Annotated in this window: 18 protein-coding genes, 1 tRNA gene and 1 pseudogene; 17 read left to right on the top strand and 3 right to left on the bottom strand. The window is 65.0% G+C overall.

The window, feature by feature from the left end; genetic code table 11:
• The first annotated feature begins 64 nt into the window (after positions 1–64).
• Positions 65–2212: a sodium-translocating pyrophosphatase gene (locus K32_RS09750; protein WP_201403819.1), complete on the top strand. Its 2148-nt coding sequence runs from the start codon at positions 65–67 to the stop codon at positions 2210–2212.
• An 83-nt stretch (positions 2213–2295) separates the two neighbouring features.
• Here the strand turns inward: K32_RS09750 and K32_RS09755 are convergent, their stop codons facing one another.
• Entirely contained in the window at positions 2296–2790 is a 495-nt protein-coding gene (locus K32_RS09755) for an outer membrane protein assembly factor BamE (protein WP_371812986.1), read from the bottom strand.
• A 185-nt stretch (positions 2791–2975) separates the two neighbouring features.
• On the opposite strand from K32_RS09755, the gene K32_RS09760 reads away from it, so the two are divergent.
• The 8 genes and pseudogenes from K32_RS09760 (at position 2976) to K32_RS09795 (ending at position 9407) form a co-directional block, all read left to right on the top strand.
• Entirely contained in the window at positions 2976–3527 is a 552-nt protein-coding gene (locus K32_RS09760; protein WP_201403820.1) for a ubiquinol-cytochrome C chaperone family protein, read from the top strand.
• On the top strand, positions 3527–4060 hold the full coding sequence (locus K32_RS09765; protein WP_201403821.1) for a DUF177 domain-containing protein: 534 nt from the start codon (positions 3527–3529) through the stop codon (positions 4058–4060). Before K32_RS09760 ends, K32_RS09765 begins: the two co-directional genes overlap by 1 nt.
• Positions 4061–4187: 127 nt before the next feature.
• Complete coding sequence (plsX, locus tag K32_RS09770; protein ID WP_201403822.1) at positions 4188–5258, top strand: phosphate acyltransferase PlsX; 1071 nt, start codon at positions 4188–4190, stop codon at positions 5256–5258.
• A complete protein-coding gene (locus K32_RS09775) occupies positions 5255–6232 on the top strand; it encodes a beta-ketoacyl-ACP synthase III (RefSeq protein WP_201403823.1) in 978 nt (325 codons plus the stop codon). Before plsX ends, K32_RS09775 begins: the two co-directional genes overlap by 4 nt.
• A 122-nt stretch (positions 6233–6354) precedes the next feature.
• Entirely contained in the window at positions 6355–6684 is a 330-nt protein-coding gene (locus K32_RS09780; protein ID WP_018181779.1) for an integration host factor subunit alpha, read from the top strand.
• A gap of 42 nt (positions 6685–6726) precedes the next feature.
• A pseudogene (locus K32_RS24955) lies at positions 6727–6978 on the top strand (MerR family transcriptional regulator); the annotation flags it as partial.
• Between the two features lie 948 nt (positions 6979–7926).
• A tRNA-Pro gene (locus tag K32_RS09790) sits at positions 7927–8003 on the top strand.
• Between the two features lie 888 nt (positions 8004–8891).
• Positions 8892–9407, top strand: a complete 516-nt coding sequence (locus K32_RS09795) for an NUDIX hydrolase (protein WP_201403825.1) — start codon at positions 8892–8894, stop codon at positions 9405–9407.
• 15 nt (positions 9408–9422) lie between these two features.
• On the opposite strand, the gene K32_RS09800 is transcribed toward K32_RS09795, so the two are convergent.
• The gene (locus K32_RS09800) at positions 9423–10877 is read right to left on the bottom strand and encodes an amidohydrolase family protein (protein ID WP_201403826.1); all 1455 of its coding nucleotides are present in this window, start codon (positions 10875–10877) and stop codon (positions 9423–9425) included.
• A gap of 10 nt (positions 10878–10887) precedes the next feature.
• Positions 10888–11823 (bottom strand): MurR/RpiR family transcriptional regulator, encoded by a 936-nt coding sequence (locus K32_RS09805; protein ID WP_201403827.1) that lies wholly within the window; start codon positions 11821–11823, stop codon positions 10888–10890.
• Between K32_RS09805 and K32_RS09810 the strand changes: the two genes are divergently transcribed.
• From K32_RS09810 to K32_RS09845, 8 genes are all read left to right on the top strand, one after another.
• Positions 11816–12115: a hypothetical protein gene (locus K32_RS09810; RefSeq protein ID WP_201403828.1), complete on the top strand. Its 300-nt coding sequence runs from the start codon at positions 11816–11818 to the stop codon at positions 12113–12115. The two genes, K32_RS09805 and K32_RS09810, sit on opposite strands and share 8 nt — an antisense overlap.
• Positions 12116–12268: 153 nt before the next feature.
• Entirely contained in the window at positions 12269–13048 is a 780-nt protein-coding gene (locus tag K32_RS09815) for an ABC transporter ATP-binding protein (RefSeq protein ID WP_244669926.1), read from the top strand.
• A 31-nt stretch (positions 13049–13079) separates the two neighbouring features.
• Positions 13080–13931: an ABC transporter permease gene (locus tag K32_RS09820; protein ID WP_201403829.1), complete on the top strand. Its 852-nt coding sequence runs from the start codon at positions 13080–13082 to the stop codon at positions 13929–13931.
• A 36-nt stretch (positions 13932–13967) separates the two neighbouring features.
• Complete coding sequence (locus tag K32_RS09825; RefSeq protein WP_201403830.1) at positions 13968–15095, top strand: ABC transporter substrate-binding protein; 1128 nt, start codon at positions 13968–13970, stop codon at positions 15093–15095.
• 70 nt (positions 15096–15165) lie between these two features.
• The gene (locus K32_RS09830; RefSeq protein ID WP_201403831.1) at positions 15166–15501 is read left to right on the top strand and encodes a hypothetical protein; all 336 of its coding nucleotides are present in this window, start codon (positions 15166–15168) and stop codon (positions 15499–15501) included.
• Between the two features lie 46 nt (positions 15502–15547).
• The gene (locus tag K32_RS09835) at positions 15548–16327 is read left to right on the top strand and encodes an SDR family oxidoreductase (RefSeq protein ID WP_201403832.1); all 780 of its coding nucleotides are present in this window, start codon (positions 15548–15550) and stop codon (positions 16325–16327) included.
• A 10-nt stretch (positions 16328–16337) separates the two neighbouring features.
• Positions 16338–17339: a Gfo/Idh/MocA family protein gene (locus K32_RS09840; protein WP_201403833.1), complete on the top strand. Its 1002-nt coding sequence runs from the start codon at positions 16338–16340 to the stop codon at positions 17337–17339.
• Positions 17340–17351: 12 nt separating this feature from the next.
• Positions 17352–18395 (top strand): Gfo/Idh/MocA family protein, encoded by a 1044-nt coding sequence (locus K32_RS09845; protein WP_201403834.1) that lies wholly within the window; start codon positions 17352–17354, stop codon positions 18393–18395.
• Positions 18396–18521: the final 126 nt, after the last annotated feature.

Raw genomic sequence — 18521 nt, forward strand, 5'->3', positions numbered from 1 at the left:
CGCACGGTTCAGCCGGCGCGGCGTCCTTGGGCGGCCGTAATAAAAGGCCGGCCAGAGGAGGAAAGTGGACGTGATCTATCTCATTATTCTATGTGCGTTGCTTGCGCTCGCCTATGGTGTATGGGCGACGCGGTCGGTCCTCGCGGCCGACGCCGGAACTGCCCGCATGCAAGAGATCGCAGCGGCCGTCCGCGAAGGCGCAAGCGCCTATCTCAAGCGGCAATATACGACCATTGCCATCGTCGGCGTGGTCATCTTCGTCATCGTTGCCTGGCTGCTGTCGCTGACGGTGGCGATCGGCTTCGCGATCGGCGCGGTGCTCTCCGGTCTCGCCGGCTTCATCGGCATGAACGTCTCGGTCCGGGCCAATGTCCGCACCGCGCAGGCGGCGACCAAGAGCCTCGCGGAAGGCCTCGAGATCGCGTTCAAGTCGGGCGCCATCACCGGCATGCTGGTGGCGGGCCTCGCCCTGCTCGGCGTCTCCGGCTACTACCTGATCCTGACCCGTTTCGCCGGTTTTTCGCCGGATGACCGCGTTGTCGTCAACGCGCTCGTCGCGCTCGGCTTCGGCGCGTCGCTGATCTCGATCTTCGCCCGCCTCGGCGGCGGCATCTTCACCAAGGGCGCGGATGTCGGCGGCGATCTCGTCGGCAAGGTCGAGGCCGGCATTCCGGAGGACGATCCGCGCAATCCGGCCACCATCGCCGACAATGTCGGCGACAATGTCGGCGATTGCGCCGGCATGGCGGCCGACCTGTTCGAAACCTATGTCGTGACGATCGTGGCAACGATGGTGCTGGCGACGATCTTCTTCGCGGCGTCGCCAGCCTTTGGCAGCATCATTCTCTTCCCGCTCGGGATCGGCGCCGCCTGCATCCTGACCTCGATCATCGGCACGTTCTTCGTCAAGCTGGGCGCGAACCAGTCGATCATGGGCGCGCTCTACAAGGGCTTCATCGCCTCCGCCGTGCTGTCGGTCATCGGCCTGGCGATCGCGACGCAGCTCCTGATCGGCTGGGGCGAGATCGGCACGGCGGCCGGGTTCACCATCACGGGCAAGAACCTCTTCTTCTGCGGCGTCATCGGTTTGGTCGTGACCGGGCTGATCGTCTGGATCACCGAATACTATACCGGCATCGGCTACCGGCCGGTGCGCTCGATCTCGCAGGCCTCGGTCACCGGCCACGGCACCAACGTCATCCAGGGCCTTGCCGTGTCGCTGGAATCGACGGCGCTGCCGACGCTCGTCATCGTCGCCGGCATCATCTCGACCTACTCGCTCGCAGGCCTGTTCGGCACCGCCGTCGCGGTCTCGACCATGCTCGGCCTCGCCGGCATGGTGGTGGCGCTCGATGCCTTCGGCCCGGTCACCGACAATGCCGGCGGCATTGCCGAAATGGCCGGCCTGCCGAAGGAGGTCCGCAAGTCGACCGACGCGCTCGACGCGGTCGGCAACACCACCAAGGCCGTGACCAAGGGCTATGCGATCGGTTCGGCCGGTCTCGGCGCCCTCGTGCTCTTCGCCGCCTACAACTACGACCTGACCCACTTCATCGCGGAGGCGAACAAGGAAGGCTCCACGACGTTCCAGTACTTCAAGGGCGTCATTCCGGACTTCACCCTATCCAATCCCTATGTCGTGGTCGGGCTGCTGCTCGGCGGCCTTATTCCCTATCTCTTCGGCGGCATCACCATGACCGCCGTGGGGCGCGCCGCCGGGTCGATCGTCGAGGAAGTGCGCCGGCAGTTCCGCGAGAAGCCGGGCATCATGGCCGGCACGGAGAAGCCGGATTACGGCCGCGCCGTCGACCTGCTGACCAAGGCGGCGATCAAGGAGATGATCGTCCCGTCGCTCCTGCCGGTTCTCGCCCCGATCGTCGTCTACTTCCTGATCTACTGGATCGCGGGCAAGAGCGAAGCCTTTTCAACCGTCGGCGCCATGCTGCTCGGCGTCATCGTGACGGGTCTCTTCGTCGCCATCTCGATGACCTCGGGCGGCGGCGCGTGGGACAATGCGAAGAAGTCGTTCGAGGACGGCTTCGTCGATTCGCACGGCCAGACCCACTACAAGGGTTCCGAAGCGCACAAGGCATCGGTGACGGGCGACACCGTCGGCGACCCCTACAAGGACACGGCCGGACCGGCCGTCAATCCGGCGATCAAGATCACCAACATCGTGGCCCTGCTGCTGCTCGCCGTCCTGGCGCAGTAGCGTCTTCGTCGCAGCCAAAGAAAAGGCCCTCTCCGCGTCGCGGGGAGGGCCTTCTGATTCTGGCTAGGCCGTCGTCAGCTCGATCAGCTGCCGAACGGGTTGCTGCCCATGCCGACGGTTCCGGTCAAGACCTGCTCCAGGAAGCCCTGGTCCTTGCCGCCGGTCGGCGTCGTCTGCGTGACGTAATCGAAGATCTTGCCGTCCTGGATGCCGTAATTGGCGACCTTTTCGACTTCGTTCTTCTTGTTGAAATAGACCGCGAGGATCTTCTGGTCGACGACCTTGCGGTTCATGAAGGCGACCGGCCGCTTCCGCGTCTGGCTGATGTAGTAATACACCTCGCCACCATAGTCGGCCGTGGTCGACGGCGAGCCGAGCACGATCTGGACCTGGTCACGGCTGGCGCCGATCGGGACCTGCTCGACTGCGTTGGGCGGAGGGACGTAGCCGGAGTGGTAGGTCTCGTTCAGACCGCCCAGGGTGCCGCCGGTTACCTTCGAGCAGCCCGATACCGCCACCAATGCGAGCGCGGCCAGCATGCCGACACTGGCGCGCCGAACGATTGGGCTGCTGGCCAAGCGTCGATCTCTCATGCCGAACTCCATTCCATTCTCCTCGCCCAGTCTCTGGGTTGGCAATCTCCCTAGCCTGCGCTAGGGCTCGTGGCAATCGTCCTTGCAAGGACAGGGGGCAGCACCATCTCAGACAGGAGAGCGCGGCCTTCCTGCCCGTGCGATCAAACCAGAATTCGGAGACCGGTCGAATGTTTCGCCGCCTGTTCGCTCGTAATCGCAGGAACGAGGCCATAGCATATTCGCTTTACGGCGCCATCGTGGCACAGGCGCGCGAACCGGTTCTCTATACCGAGTTCGCCGTGCCGGACACTCTGGATGGCCGTTTCGACATGGTCGTGCTGCACGGTTTCCTGCTGTTTCATCGCCTGAAGTCGGAGAGCGAAGCGGATCGGCAGGTCGGCCAGGACGTCTTCGACATTTTCCTGAAGGACATGGACGGCACGCTACGCGAGATGGGGGTCGGTGATATCTCGGTCCCGAAGAAGCTGAAGAAGATGGCGGAAGCCTTCTTCGGCCGGATCCGCGCCTATGACGAAGCGCTGGAAAGCGGCGATCACGCGGCGCTCGTGGACGCCATCGCCCGCAACGTGTTCCCGGACGGGGCGCCCGAGGGCGCGGCAGAGCGCATCGCCGACTATGCCGAATCGTCCGTTCGCTCGCTTTCGACTCAGACGTTCGATTCCATACTCTCGGGTCGACTCCACTACGCCTCCCTTTCATCCTCGCCCGCGGCAGCCTGATGACCGAACTTTCCCTCACCCGCAGTTTCGACGTTTCGCATCTCGGCAACGTCCCGCAGAATCAGCATGTCGTCGCCGGCGCGGCCGAGCGGCTGGCCATTCAGCGCGAATTCGACCTCCTCGACCTCACGAGCTTCGCGGCCGACCTGGTCGTGGCTCCCTGGGGACAGCACGGCGTCAAGATCGACGGCCGCCTGCGCGCCGATCTCGTCCAGGCGTGCGTCATCACGCTGCAGCCGGTGCCGTCGCATATGGACCACCGCTTTTCGCTGAGCTTCCTTCCCGCCGACGCGATCGCCGCCGACCCGAAGACCGTGGCCGAGGCGGAAGTGATCGTCGTCTATGACGAGGAGGATCCGCCGGAGCCGCTGGAGGACAACACGATCGATTTCGGGGCGATCCTGACCGAGCAGTTCGCGCTGGCCCTCGATCCCTATCCGCGTGCGCCGGGCGCGACCCTTTCCGGCGGTGAAGAGCCCGTTGATAACGCGGACTCGCCATTTGCGGCGCTTTCTAAACTGCGCGACAAATGATAGCGAAGGGCCATGAATCGGCCACACCCGCGATAGATGGGTGTTGTCTCACCGGCCGAAACAGTTATTTTCCAGCGCCGTCGTCGCCGGGCCTTCGCTCAGAGCGGCCGCGTCGAACAGGGGCGGAATGGTCCAAGCGATAAAGATAGCGATCGACGCGATGGGCGGCGACAACGGCCCCGCGACAGTGCTCGCGGGCGCCGATATTGCACTCGTCCGTCGTCCCGAGCTGCGCTACCAGCTCTTCGGCGAGGAGAAGGCGGTTCTCCCGCTCCTTGAATCCTACCCGCGCGTCAAAGCCGTCTCGACGTTCACCCATTGCGACGTGACCGTGCAGATGGACGACAAGCCCAGCCAGGCCCTGCGCAAGGGCCGCTGGAAGTCGTCGATGTGGCGCGCGCTGGAAGCCGTGAAGAAGGGCGAGGCGGACGCCGCGCTTTCGGCCGGCAACACCGGCGCGCTGATGGCGATGTCGAAGTTCTGCCTGCGCACCATGGCGGGTATCGAACGCCCGGCGCTGGCCGCACTCTGGCCGACGCTGCGCGGCGAAAGCGTCGTGCTCGATGTTGGCGCCACGATCAACGCCGATGCCCAGCAGCTGATCGACTTCGCCATGATGGGCGGCGCGATGGCCCGCGCGATCCTCGACATCGAGATACCGACCGTCGGCCTGCTCAATATCGGCGTCGAGGAAATGAAGGGTCTCGAGGAGGTCCGCGTCGCCGGGCAGCTCCTGCGCGAGGCCGACTTGAAGCACCTGCGCTACATGGGCTTCGTCGAGGGTGACGATATCGGCAAGGGTACGGTCGACGTCGTCGTCACCGAGGCCTTCGCCGGCAACATCGCCCTGAAGACGGCCGAAGGCACGGCGCGCCAGATCTCGACCCACCTCCGCGACGCGATGAGCCGGACGCTGATGGGCAAGATCGGCTATCTGTTCGCCAAGGGCGCTTTCCAGCAGCTGCGCCAGAAGCTCGATCCGCGCGCCTCCAACGGCGCCGTCCTGCTCGGGCTCAACGGCATTGTCATCAAGAGCCATGGCGGTACCGACGGGATCGGTTTCGCCAATGCCATCGAAGTCGGCTACAGCATGGCCAAGAACGACTTCCTGTCCAAGATCAATCAGGATCTCGCCGACTATCACCGCGCCGGTTTCGCACGGGGCGTCGCCGAGATCGTCGATGAAGGTGTGATGTGAGTTTCATCCGTTCGGTCGTCCTCGGCTGCGGGAGCTACCTGCCCGAAAAGACCCTGACCAACGCCCAGCTTTCGGAAATGGTGGAAACCTCCGATGACTGGATCGTCCAGCGCACCGGCATTCGCGAGCGTCATATCGCGGCCGAAGGCGAGCTGACGTCGGACCTGGCGACAGCGGCGGCGAAGCTCGCGCTCGCCGATGCCGGGCTGACGGTCGGCGAAATCGACATGATCATCGTCGCCACGGCGACGCCGGACGACACCTTTCCCGCCACCGCCGTCACCGTCCAGCGCAAGCTCGGCATGGAACATGGCTGTGCCTTCGACATGCAGGCGGTCTGCTCCGGCTTCGTCTTCGCCCTGTCGACGGCGGATGCCTTCATCCGGGCGAGCCAGGCGAAGCGCGTCCTCGTCATCGGCGCTGAAACCTTCTCGCGCATCCTCGACTGGACCGATCGCACCACCTGCGTGCTGTTCGGCGACGGCGCCGGCGCCGTGGTCCTCGGCGCCTCCGTGCAGGACGGCACCCGCGAGGACCGGGGCGTGCTGACCGCGCATCTGCGTTCGGACGGCCGCCACCGCGAAAAGCTCTATGTCGACGGCGGACCGTCCTCGACGGGCACGGTCGGCCACCTGCGCATGGAGGGCCGCGAGGTCTTCAAGCATGCGGTCGGCATGATCACCGACGTGATCGAGGACGCCTTCCGCGCCACCGGCTACGAGGCCGGGGATGTCGACTGGTTCGTGCCGCACCAGGCCAACCTTCGCATCATCGACGGCAGCGCCAAGAAGCTCGGCATCGACAGCGACAAGGTGGTGCGCACGGTATCCGCGCATGGCAACACGTCCGCCGCCTCGATTCCGCTCGCGCTTTCCGTCGCGCGCGATGACGGCCGGATCAAGCGGGGCGACCTCATCCTGCTCGAAGCCATGGGTGGAGGCTTCACCTGGGGCTCCGTCCTGCTGCGCTGGTAGGAATATATCAGAGATACCCGCGCCTTAGGATCAAGGACGTTGACCGGTCCCCGCTGTGGCAATAGGCTTGCCGTCGGGGAAGTGACGTTGGGTCACCAAGCGGAACATCGGGAAACGAGGCCATGTCAGGCAAGACGGTGACGCGCGCCGACCTTTGTGAGGCGGTGTATCAAAAGGTCGGTCTTTCGCGGACGGAATCCGCCGATCTGGTCGAGCTGGTTCTCGACGAGATCAGCGCGTGCATTGTCAGGGGCGAATCTGTCAAACTGTCCTCCTTCGGGTCGTTTCTGGTGCGCTCCAAGGGCGAGCGCGTCGGCCGCAATCCGAAGACGGGCGAAGAGGTTCCCATCGCACCGCGCCGCGTGATGGTCTTCAAGCCCAGCAATGTCCTCAAGCAGAGGATCAATGGCTCGCTCGTTCCGAACGGACACGATACATCCGAGGACGAGTGATTACCGCAGTCGGACGAAGCGGGCGCCAACGCGTGAGAGTTAATGTCCAAGGGTCCTGATGCCTTCCGGACGATCAGTGAGGTGGCCGAGGAGCTCGACCTGCCACAGCACGTCCTGCGGTTCTGGGAGACCCGGTTCACCCAGATCAAGCCGATGAAGCGCGGCGGCGGCCGGCGCTACTATCGCCCCGACGACGTCGAGCTGCTGCGCGGAATCCGCCGGCTGCTCTATGGCGAGGGCTACACCATCAAGGGTGTCCAGCGCATCCTGAAGGAGCAGGGGCCGCGCCATGTGATCGGCGCCGGGCAGGGCATGAGCCTCGATCCCGCTCCCGAGAGCGACGAACCCGACGACTACGGCGACGATCTCGACCCGAACCAGGACTACGATCCGGATCTCGAGGGCGACGGCTATGAGGACGTCCGTTCGGACGAGCCGGAGACGGGCGGCCGGCGGGAGCCTGTATTCGGCCGGGCAATCGATTCGGACCGCCACACGGCGGCGCCGCCCGTGCGCGCCCCGGCCGAGCGGGGGCAACCCTCCTATCACGGCGGTCGCACGGAGCCGCCTCCGGCGCCCTCGCGCATTCCGGCCGCGCCGCCGGACCTGACGTCGTCCGCCGATGATTATCGCCCGCCGCTGACGGCGGATCTGCCCCTGCCGCCGCCCGAGCGCGGCGTCGCACCTTCGCGGCAGGAGGATCCCTATGCGCCGATCCGGCGCGAAGCGAGCGCGCCGCCGCCCTATGCGCCGGAGCCCGCCTGGGATCCCGAGGACGAGATGGAGAATGTGCCGGAACAGCCAGCGCCACATCCGGCGCGCGGGTCCGCCAGTGCTGCCTCTCATGGTCCGGCTCTGTCGAGATCCGATCGCGACCGGCTGCAGGCGACGCTGTTGGAACTGCTCGAGTGCAAGCGCATCCTCGACAACGTGCGCTGACGGCCTTTCGGCGCGGCGATTCCTTCGATCGGCGGTAACCGTCCGACGGCTGTCGGCATTCCGAGGACGAAGGATTGGAGTTCGGCGGGATCCCACGGAGTTCCGCCGCCGAACTCTGTCAATTTTCCGCAATCCACTGAAATGCGTTCGGCATCCGGTCGATGCAGCCAGATTGCCGGTGACAAGCGCGATCGAACCATGCTACCAGCGGCGCATCGGCAGTCGACCCCATCGACGCCGCCGCGGCCTGGCCGCCCGGAGGCAAGCCTCTGGAAGATTTGCGGATCCTGGATCCGATGGTGACGGAGCGTAGCGCAGCCTGGTAGCGCACTTGTCTGGGGGACAAGGGGTCGCAGGTTCAAATCCTGCCGTTCCGACCAACACTTAGCCCAAATTTTTAAACTGATCCGAAACGCTCATTTGGGAGCGTTTTGGGAGCGCGAAGTGCTTGCTGGTGACGCCATCGTCCCGGCCTGCATACTGGAACTCGACCATCATCCTGAGGTGCCCGGCGAAGCCGGGCCTCGAAGGAGGGTCCAGGGAACGCCGACGCGGTGCTGCTCGCAGCCCCAGGGCCCCGGAGAAAATGCAGCCGTTCCTTAGATGCGCCCATCGCCTGAGCGCTTCAAGCTGGCGTCTCCCGACGTATCCGTCTTCCTCACCGAAGCATCCAAGCTTCACTATTGCGCTGAAAGCTTGCGCCAAAGCGTTCACCGCAAGGCGACGCCGGCTGCGGTCGTCCGGGATCTGGCGTCTTCGGGCCCGGGTGAGGGGTGCCCGATGCCGCGATAACTTGAGGTGCTCTTTTCCCTGCAGCGATTCGTTAGCCGCGAAATCATGTGCACGCGAGATGGATCGTGAAAACATCTTGTGAACGCACCTTGGCTTTCCTAAGATGCAACATATTTCAGTCAGATTCGCAGATTACGATTTTCATCATGACGATGATGGTGACTTTTCAGAGTTCAAGGCGCTCCGGGAAAACGCGTGATTTCGCCGGCAGTGGATTTATGACGAACTGAAGACCGCGCAGTTCCCTCCACTCCGGATCCCAGATCATCGATTTGCGGCTCATTGAGCGTGCCGGATCAACGGCGCGCGGCCGGAGTTCTCTATGTCTATCTTGTTTCCTCGTCTCTCTTTTGAATTCAGCACCGCGACTTCTTTGAAAGCTTCCGCTTGCGTACTTGCGACAACCGACTCGTTCGACACGAAGGGGTTGTCCGATCGCGCGATCGCTTCGCCTCTGGGCTCGGAGGTGTGCACCGATGGATGAGCTCATCCTCGAGCGGCCAGGGCAGCGGCGCGCCATTCTCGAGCCCGGCGACACCTATCAGCAGTTCGGCGCCTTGCCATGGCGACGCAATAAGAAGGGCGACATTCGCGTCCTGCTCGTGACGTCGCGCGAGCGCGGCCGCTGGCTCTGCCCGAAGGGCTGGATCATCGAGGGCCGATCGGCCGCCGAGAGCGCCGCGCAGGAGGCTTTTGAGGAGGCGGGCGTCTTCGGAGATGTCGGTCTTCAGGCCTTTGGTTCCTACAGCTACGACAAGATCCTGCGCGATCAGACTGCGGTCGACTGCCGGGTGACGATGTTTGGCCTGCGCGTGCGCGGTACGCTGCTGCAATGGCGCGAGCGCGGCGAGCGCAAACGTCGTTGGTGCGGCCTCAGCGAGGCGAGCGATCTCGTCTCCGATATCGGCCTCGGCGACCTCTTGCGCGAGATCCTGCTCGACGACCGCATCCTCGTCGAGCCGACCGGCAATCCCGCCGTCAACGCCTGGTGAAAGGCGCGCCGTCCGTCAATTGCGACCGCCGACCAAGCGGCCGGCGCGGGCGACGACGCCTTGCTGCGCCGTATAGGATAGGCGGCCGTTGACATAGACCTGTTCGATGCCGATCGAGCGGCGCAGCGGCTGGTCGTAGGTCGCCTGGTCGAGGATGGTGGCCGGATCGAAGACGACGAGGTCGGCATAGGCGCCGGCCTCGATTCGCCCGCGCCCTTCGAGCTTGAACACTTTTGCCGGCAGGCCCGTCATCTTGTGGATGGCCGTCTCGATCGGGAACAGCTTCTCGTCGCGCGCATAGTGGCCGATGACGCGCGGAAACGTGCCCCAGAGCCGAGGGTGGGGATGCTGGTCGTGCGGCAGGCCGTCGGAGCCGATCATCGACAGCTTCGAGCGCATCACCCGGCGGACATCCGCCTCGTCCATCTGGAAATAGATCGCGCCGGCGGGCTGCAACCGCCGTGCGGCCTCGTGGATGTCGACCTCCCATTCCTCGGCGATATCGACGAGATCGCGCGCCTCCATCTCCGGATGCGGCCGCGACCAGGCGATCATGATCCGGTAGGTGTCGGTGACGAGATCGGCGCGCAGATTGGTCGAGCCGGCCGTGTAGGGGTAGACATCGACATTGACGGGATGGCGCGCCGCGGCCGCCTCGATCTTCGGCAGCGTCTGCAGCGTCCGGCCCCAATTGTGCACGCCGGCGCATTTGTGGTGCGAGATGACGAGGGGGATGCCTGCCGCCGTCGCCGTCGTCACGGTCTCGTCGATGCTGTCGAGCACATGCTCGAACTCGTCGCGCATATGGGTGGCATAGACGCCGCCATGCTGGGCGAATCGCCCGGCGACGCGGGTCACCTCGTCGATGTCGGCGGCGGCATTCGTCGGATAGAACAGGCCGGTGGAGAGGCCGATGGCGCCATGCGCCATGGCCTCGTCGGCATGCGCCTGCATCGCGGCGATCTCGTCGGGCGAGGCCTTTTCGCCGATGTCGGCCATGGTGGCCAGGCGCAGCGCCGAATGCCCGATCAGCGCCGCGACATTGACGGCCGGCACGATTCGCGCGAGCGCCGCGGCATAGGCGGCGAAATTCGGGAATTCATAGGCGTTCGCGTCGCCGAGCAGGTTCATCGGCGGCGGCGGGCTGTCGCTGAAGGTGACGGGAGCGAGCGAGATGCCGCAATTGCCTGTCACCACCGTGGTCACGCCCTGGCTGATCTTCGGCAGCATGTCGGGGGCGTCGAGCACGATGCGGTCGTCATGCGTGTGGGCGTCGATGAAGCCGGGCGCCAGCGCCAGGGCGCCGCCGAGATCCTGCTCGCGCTCGCCGCTGCCCGGCGCGATCCCGCCCACCGGCGCCACCGCCGTGATCCGGTCGGCCGTGATGGCCACGTCGCCGAGATAGGGCGCGTCGCCGGACCCGTCATAGATCCGGGCGTTGCGGAGGACGAGATCGTGAGATGGGCGCATCGTCAGGAACCTATTCGTGCGGCTTGATGGTACGGGCCAAAGGGGCGGGATCGGTCGAGGGCGTCGGGATCGCGATGCCGATGCTGGCGACCGTGTAGCGAACGCGGCGGAGCGCCTCGCGGCCCTTGCTGCCGAGCTTGACGGCGACGCCGGCGGCGATCGTGTCGATGACGGCCATGTGCGCGTAGCGTGACGGCGTCGGCAGCAGCACGTTCTCGTCCTCGGCGATGACGCTCGGAATGAGGATGCCCGCCACGCCGGCGAGCGGCGTGTTCGGCCGCGTCAGCGCGACCGTCGTCGCGCCGAATGAGCCGGCGATCTCGACCGCCTCGACGACGGCGCGCGAATGGCCGCTGTTCGAGATGGCGAAGACGGCGTCGCCCGGCTGCAGGGTCGCGGCCGACATGCGCATCTGGTGGCTGTCGGCATAGGCGGAGACCGGGATTCCGAGCCGGAACAGGCGCAGCTTCGCGTCTTCAGCCAGCGCCGCCGAGCCGCCGCCCTGGCCGTAGATGTCGATGCGCCGCGCCTTGGCGAAGGCGTCGATCGCCGCGCCGACCGCAGCCGTGTCGAGCTGGTCCAGCGTCTCGCGCACCGTGGTCGCGGCGCGCATCATGATCGTCTGGGCGAGCTGGCCGACATCGTCGCTGAAGACGCGGTCGGACCGGAGATAGACGGCGGCGACCGTCAGCGTCGTCGCCAGCCCGATCTTGAATTCGTTGAAGGACGAGCAGCCGACCGAACGGCAAAAGCGCGTCACCGTCGGCTGGCTGACGCCGGCCTTGGCGGCGAGCTCGGCGATCGTCAGCCGGGTCGCCGCCTCGAAGTCCTGGCGGACCACTTCGGCGACGCGTCGTTCGGCCGGCGAGAGCTCCGATTCGACCCGCTCGATGCGCGAGACGATGTCGATCGCCGCCGTGGTTCCGGAGTGGGTTCGCTTGATCATCGGCGATGTCGTCTCCGAAGGAATGCGGTCCGATCCGGGCTCCGATCGCCCCTGTCGAGGCGGCCTTCGCAGTCGCGGATTCGTCGATCCGGGCCGCTTCCAGCCCGTGACCACTGGTTCATCTGAGAAATTCAATTACACGATTTTTCACTCTCGGCAAGCGATCCGATCGCCGTCAGCCTCGCGCATTTCGGGCCATTTTCAGCCGATTCCGCAGCTCGATCTTCCCAAAACACGGCGAAAAACATGGATTTCTTTGGGTTGCGATCAATTGAGTCAATCGTTCGAATAACTCTTGCGGAGTTGGAATTTCTGTAACATGATTTCAGCAACGAGCCGCTCACAAGGGCGGACGGGGAACATGTCGACGGACGAGCCCTAGGGGCCGCCGGCGACGACGGGGAAGAGGGAGGGCGCTAGCTTGAACGCTATCGGAGCTCGTGATTTGACGCGTGCCAACGCGTCGGTCCCGGCCAAAATGGCCGTGGAGGGAGCGAGCAAATTCTACCAGGCGCGCAGCGGTGTCGTGCATGCGCTGGACAATGTCTCGCTTGACGTCCGGGAGGGCGAGTTCCTCTGCATTCTGGGACCGTCGGGTTGCGGCAAGTCCACGCTGCTCTGGTCGATGGCCGGGCTGCATGGGCTGAGCGGCGGCCGGATCCGGCTCGGCAAGGAGCCGATCGTCAAGCCGCATCCCGAGATCGCGATGATCTTCCAGGAAGCGAACCTGCTGCCCTGGCGCAATCTCGAGAAGAACATCGAGCTTCCCTTCGAGCTGAAGAAGATCCCGCCGGACAGGGCGCGGATCCAGGCGCTTCTGGAGCGGGTCGGCCTCAAGGGCTTCGAGACCAAGATGCCGCGCGAGCTCTCCGGCGGCATGCAGCAGCGCGCCTCGATCGTGCGCAGCCTGGCGGTCAATCCCTCGGTGCTTTTGATGGACGAGCCGTTCGGCGCGCTCGACGCCTTCACGCGCGACGAGATGAACCTGCTCATCCAGGAAATCTGGATGGAGACGAAGAAGACCATCATCTTCATCACCCATTCGATCGCCGAGGCGCTCTTCCTTGCCGACCGCATCGTCGTGATGTCGGCGCGACCGGGCCGCATCCAGGAAATCATCGAAGTCGGCCTGCCGCGCCCGCGCGGCATCGAGGTGCAGTCGACGCTCGAGTTCATCGAACGCGCCAATGCCATCAAGGCCATGATCGACCACCGTCGGGCCTGACGGTCGCAGTCAACGTTCAAGGATATTGCAAGTGGACAGCCAACTTCGCGACCAGATTCCGACCTTCGGCGGCAAGCCGGATGCGGCCGGCGGCGGTAGCCTTTCAGGTGGTTTTTCTGCCCTGACCTCGGGCGGCGGCCGCAGCGCCTTCGAGACCTTCGTCATCATCCTCGTCGCCGTCGTCATCATCGGCGGGGCCGAGCTCCTGCTCGGCATCTTCCAGGTGCCGCAATACATCATGCCGAAGCCGAGCCAGATCGGCATGGCGCTGATCACCGAGTGGCCGTTCATCTGGCCGCATCTCGTGGTGACGATCTGCGAGCTTCTGATCGGCTTCGCCATCGGCGCCTCGGTCGGCTTCGTGCTCGCGGCTGTGATCACCCAGTTCCCCTTCGCCGAGAAGATCGTCACGCCCTACATCCTGCTGCTGGTGACGACGCCGATGCTCGCCCTGGTGCCGCTGCTCGTGCTGCGCTTCGGCTTCGGCTGGGAGCCGCGCATCATCGCGGTGGCGCTCGCCTCCGGCCCCATGGTGATGATCAATTCGGCGACCGGATTCCGGCGCGTCGATCTCGCCAAGATCGCGCTGGCCCGCTCCTTCGGCGCCTCGACCTTCCAGATCTTCACCAAGATTCGCATTCCGATGGCCATGCCGATGATCATCGTCGGCCTGATGGTCGGTTCGATCTTCGGCCTGCTGACCACCGTCGGCGCCGAGATGGTGGGCGGCGCCGAAGGTCTCGGCAATCGCCTCAACTACTATTCGTCGATGATCCGCATGCCGCAATTCTTCGCAGTCATCACGCTGCTCGCGATCATCGGCATCTCGATCTACGTCTTCTTCTTCTGGGTCGGAAAGAAATGGGCCAATTGGGAAGCCTAACCCCGGCCAATGCCTGACAGAAACGAGGGAACACCCATGACGGAACTATCGAACATGATGCTCAATCGTCGTCGCCTGCTTCAGTTCACGGCAGCCGGCGTCTCGGTCGCGGCGCTCGGCATCGGCGCCGCCGGTCCGGCGCACGCCGAGGAGGTGATCGTGCGCTGGGTTTCGCCGCGCGGCACGCTCGAGGTCGTCGACGACTTCGCCTACTGGATCGCCAAGAAGTACGGCTATTTCGGTGACCTGGAGACGGTGGTCGAGGCCGGCCCGCAGGACGGCACGGCGACGGTGAAGCTGGTCGACCAGAACCAGTCGGATTTCGGCTATCCGTCGCCCGGCATCCTGTCGCTCGGCCTGGAGCAGGGCATGGACCTCGTCTCCATCTATCACGTGATGGCCGGCGACGTGTTCGACTTCGCCTTCCCTAAGGGCAAGGCTCCGGCCGACCTGAAGGGCCTCGAGGGCAAGACCATCGCGCTCGGCTCGGCCGGCTGGCAGGCGATTACCAATCCGATGCTGGCGGCCGCCGGCGTCGACACCAGCAAGGTCAAATATGTCGAGGTCAGCGCCTGGGGCCAGGCGCTCGCCCAGGGACAGGCCGACGCGGCGCTTTCCTGGGAAGGCCTGCGCGCCCAGTGGCGCGGGCAGGGGCTCGATTTCGACTATCTGCTCGGCAAGAACGTCTCCAAGTTCCCGGCCAATTCTTTCGTCATCCGCAAGGCGGATCTCGCCGATCCCGCCAAGGTCGCGGCTTATGAGAAGTATCTGCGCGGCTGGGCCATGGGTCTCGAATTCGCCTGGCAGAACCCGCGCGCCGCGACCCAGATCGCCATGGAGCAATTCCCGGGTCTCGCCAGCCAGATGAACCCGACGGTGGCGACGGAATCGCTCATGCAGCAGACGGCGCTGATGCGGGCGAACTGGGAGAACCGCAACGCCTGGGGCTTCCACGACCAGGCCAGCTGGCAGAACTATTTCGACGCCATCGCCGAGATCGGCCAGGTGTCGAAGGTGTTCAACGCCGCCGACGTCACGTCGAACCAGCTCATCCCGGCGGCGAATGATTTCGACCACGCCAAGGTGAAGGCCGACGCGGACGCCTTCCAGCTGTCCGACGACTACAAGGCCGTCGACGTCGAGGCGATCCAGGCCGTTCTCTGATCGACCACAGGGGCGGCGAGGCTCAGGCGTCGCCGCCCTTTTTCTATCCAACTGCACTGGGGGGCATTGAATGTTCGTCTTCGACCATGTCGGGATCACCACGACCGAGAAGCAGCCCGACGAGAACTGGGTCGAGCAGAGCCGGATCTGGGTCACCAATCCGCACGATCATCCCGAGCACATCGAGTTCCTGCGCTACGCGCCGGACAGCAGCGTGCCTGAGATCGTCCGCAACAATCCGCATGTCGCCTATCGCGTGAAGGAGATCGAGCCGCATCTGAAGGATGTCGAGATCCTGATCCCGCCCTTCATCGTCGGCGATTTTCTCGAGGTCGTCTTCGTCCTCAAGCACGGCATGGTGTTCGAATACATGCGCTACCTGAAAGACGGCTGGTTCGGCGAATGACGCGGCCTGGCGAATACGGATCGGGATCGACGGACGGAGGGACGCGATGAGCGGTGGATTTGCCGGCAAAAGGGTGGCGATCACGGGCGCGGCGGGCGGCATCGGCCAAACCCTCTGCCGCCTGTTCGGGAGCGAGGGAGCGACCATCCTGGCGCTCGACAAGAGCGAAAGGCTGCCGGCCTTCGTCGAGACACTGAAGGCGGAGGGGATCAAGGCCGAGGGCGCCTCGGTCGATATCGGCTCGGCCGAGCAGGTCGCGGCGGCATTCGAGACCTTCGGCGATGTCGACATCCTCGTGAACAATGCCGGCTATTCGCATCATCCGACGCTCGCCGTCACCGATCCGGCGGCCTGGCAGTCGGAGATGAACGGCAATCTCGGCGGCGCCCACGCCTGTGCGCATGCGGTGCTGCCCGGCATGGCGGCGCGCCGCTCGGGCGCGATCGTCAATGTCGGCTCGGTCAACGCGCTGCACGCGCTGGGCGACCCCGCCTACAGCGCCGCCAAGGCCGGCATGATCGCTATGACCAGGGCGATCGCCATGGAATATGGCCGCTACGGCATCCGCGCCAACATCGTGCTGCCCGGCACGGTCCGCACGCCGCTCTGGGAGGAGCGGGCCAAGAAGGATCCGAAGGTGCTGGAAACGCTGCAGCGCTGGTATCCGCTCGGCCGCATCGTCGATCCGATCGAGGTAGCGCGCGTCGTCGCCTTTCTCGCATCCGACGCCGCCAGCGCCGTCACCGGCGCGGCCTTGCCGGTCGATTGCGGCCTGACGGCCGGCAACATCGTCATGTCACGCGAGCTGACGCTCGAAGAATTCTGAGGGGGAGATTATGGATAGACTGCGCATCGGCGTCATCGGCCTCGGCTGGTTCGGCGAAATCCACTGCGAGACCATCATCGGCGTGCCGAACCTGGAACTCGCTGCGCTCTGCACGCGCCAGCCGGACCGGCTCGCCGCGATGGGCGCCAAGTTCGGCGTCGCCAAGACCTATACCGATTACAATGACATGCTGGCCGATCCTGACATCGACGCGGTGTCGATCTGCACGATGTGGGACCAGCATGTCGGCCCGGCCGTCGCGGCGCTGAAGGCAGGCAAGCACGTCTTCCTCGAAAAGCCGATCGCTTCGACGGTCGAGGACGCGCAGACCATCGTCAATGCCGCCAAGGGCGCCAAGGGCATCCTGTTCGTCGGCCACATCGTCCGCTTCAACCCGCGCTACCGGATGGCGAAGCAGGCGATCGACGCCGGCAAGATCGGCAAGATCGTGGCGCTGTCCTCGCGCCGCAACATCCCGGCCGCCTGGACGCCGACCATCCTGAACAAGATCGGCCCGATCGTCGGCGACGCCATCCACGATACCGACGTCATGCTGTGGCTCACCGGCGAGAAGATCGTCTCGGCCTATGCGCAGACGATCTCGGTGCGCAATCTGAAGCATCCCGACATCGGCCAGACCATGTACCGTTTCGAAAGCGGCGCCACAGCGACGCTGGAGACGGTCTGGTGCATGCCGGAGAAGACGCCGTTCGACATCGACGAGCGCATGTCGATCATCGGTACGGAAGGCATCATCCACGTGCAGGACACGTTCCCGAACCTCGGCATCGTGTCGAACGACAAGCTGCACAGCCCGGACACGACCTACTGGCCGGAGTTCAACGGCGTCCGCGGCGGGGCGCTCCGGGACGAGTTCTCCTATTTCGCCAACTGCGCGCTGGCCGGCGAGACGCCGAAGATGGGCGTGCCGGCCGATGCCGCCGCCGCCCTGGAGGCGACGCTGGCTGCCGAAGAATCCGCCCGCACGGGCAATGTCATCCGGATCGGTTAGGGAGGGAGCACAATGGCCAAGCAAAGGGTTCTCGTCGTCGGCCTCGGCAACATGGGCATGAGCCATGCGCTCGCCTATGCGAAGATCGATGGCTACGAGCTCGTCGGTCTCTGCACGCGCAACATCGATAAGGTCGAGCTGCCGCCGGAGCTGCAGGGCGTGGCGAAGTTCAACAACTTCGAACAGGCGCTCGCCGAGCTGAAGCCGGATGTGGTTTCGGTCAACACGATGCCCGACACCCATGCCGATTTCGCCATCAAGGCGATGGAGGCGGGGGCTCACGTCTTCGTCGAGAAGCCGATGGCGATCTCGGCCGAGGATGCCGAGCGGGTAGTCGAGGTCGCCAAGCGGACCAAGCGCAAGCTCGTCATCGGCTACATCCTGCGCCAGCATCCGAGTTGGGTGAAGTTCATCGAGATCGCGCGCGAGCTCGGCACCCCGCTCGTCTTCCGCATGAATTTGAACCAGCAGTCGAACGGCGAGACCTGGGAATGGCACAAGCGGCTGATGCAGAGCTTCCCGCCGATCGTCGATTGCGGCGTCCACTATGTCGACGTCATGTGCCAGATGACCTCGGCCAAGCCGGTGCGCGTGCATGCAATCGGCGCGCGACTGACGGACGAGGTGCCGATCAACAATTACGGCCAGCTGCAGGTGATGTTCGAGGACGGCTCGGTCGGCTGGTATGAGGCGGGCTGGGGACCGATGGTTTCCGAGCAGGCCTTCTTCGTGAAGGACGTGTTCGGTCCCAAGGGCTCGGCCTCGATCGTCATGGCCGAAAACAATGCCGGCGTGAAGTCGGACGACATCAACGCGCACACCAAGACGAGCCAGATCCTGCGGCACCATGCCGACATGAGCCGGTCGGACGAACGCATCGATGTCTCGGATGAGCCCGATCACAATGCCTTGTGCGAGCGCGAGCAGCTCTACCTGCTGAGGGCGATCGAGGAGGACCTGGACTTGACCGATCACATGAACGACGGCGTGAAGAGCCTTAAGATCGTGCTGGCCGCGGATGAATCGATCCGCACGCAGCAGGTGGTCACGCTCTAGCGAGACAATCGGAGCGGCCGCCGAGATCGGCGGCCGCCTTCGGGGCGCTTCCCGGCGCTCCGGCATGCTAGTCTTTCCGTTACGGAAGGTCCGCCCGATCCCGCGCGCCGGCGCCACGCCCCCGCC

It is taken from the genome of Kaistia sp. 32K (assembly GCF_016629525.1).
GTDB lineage: Bacteria > Pseudomonadota > Alphaproteobacteria > Rhizobiales > Kaistiaceae > Kaistia.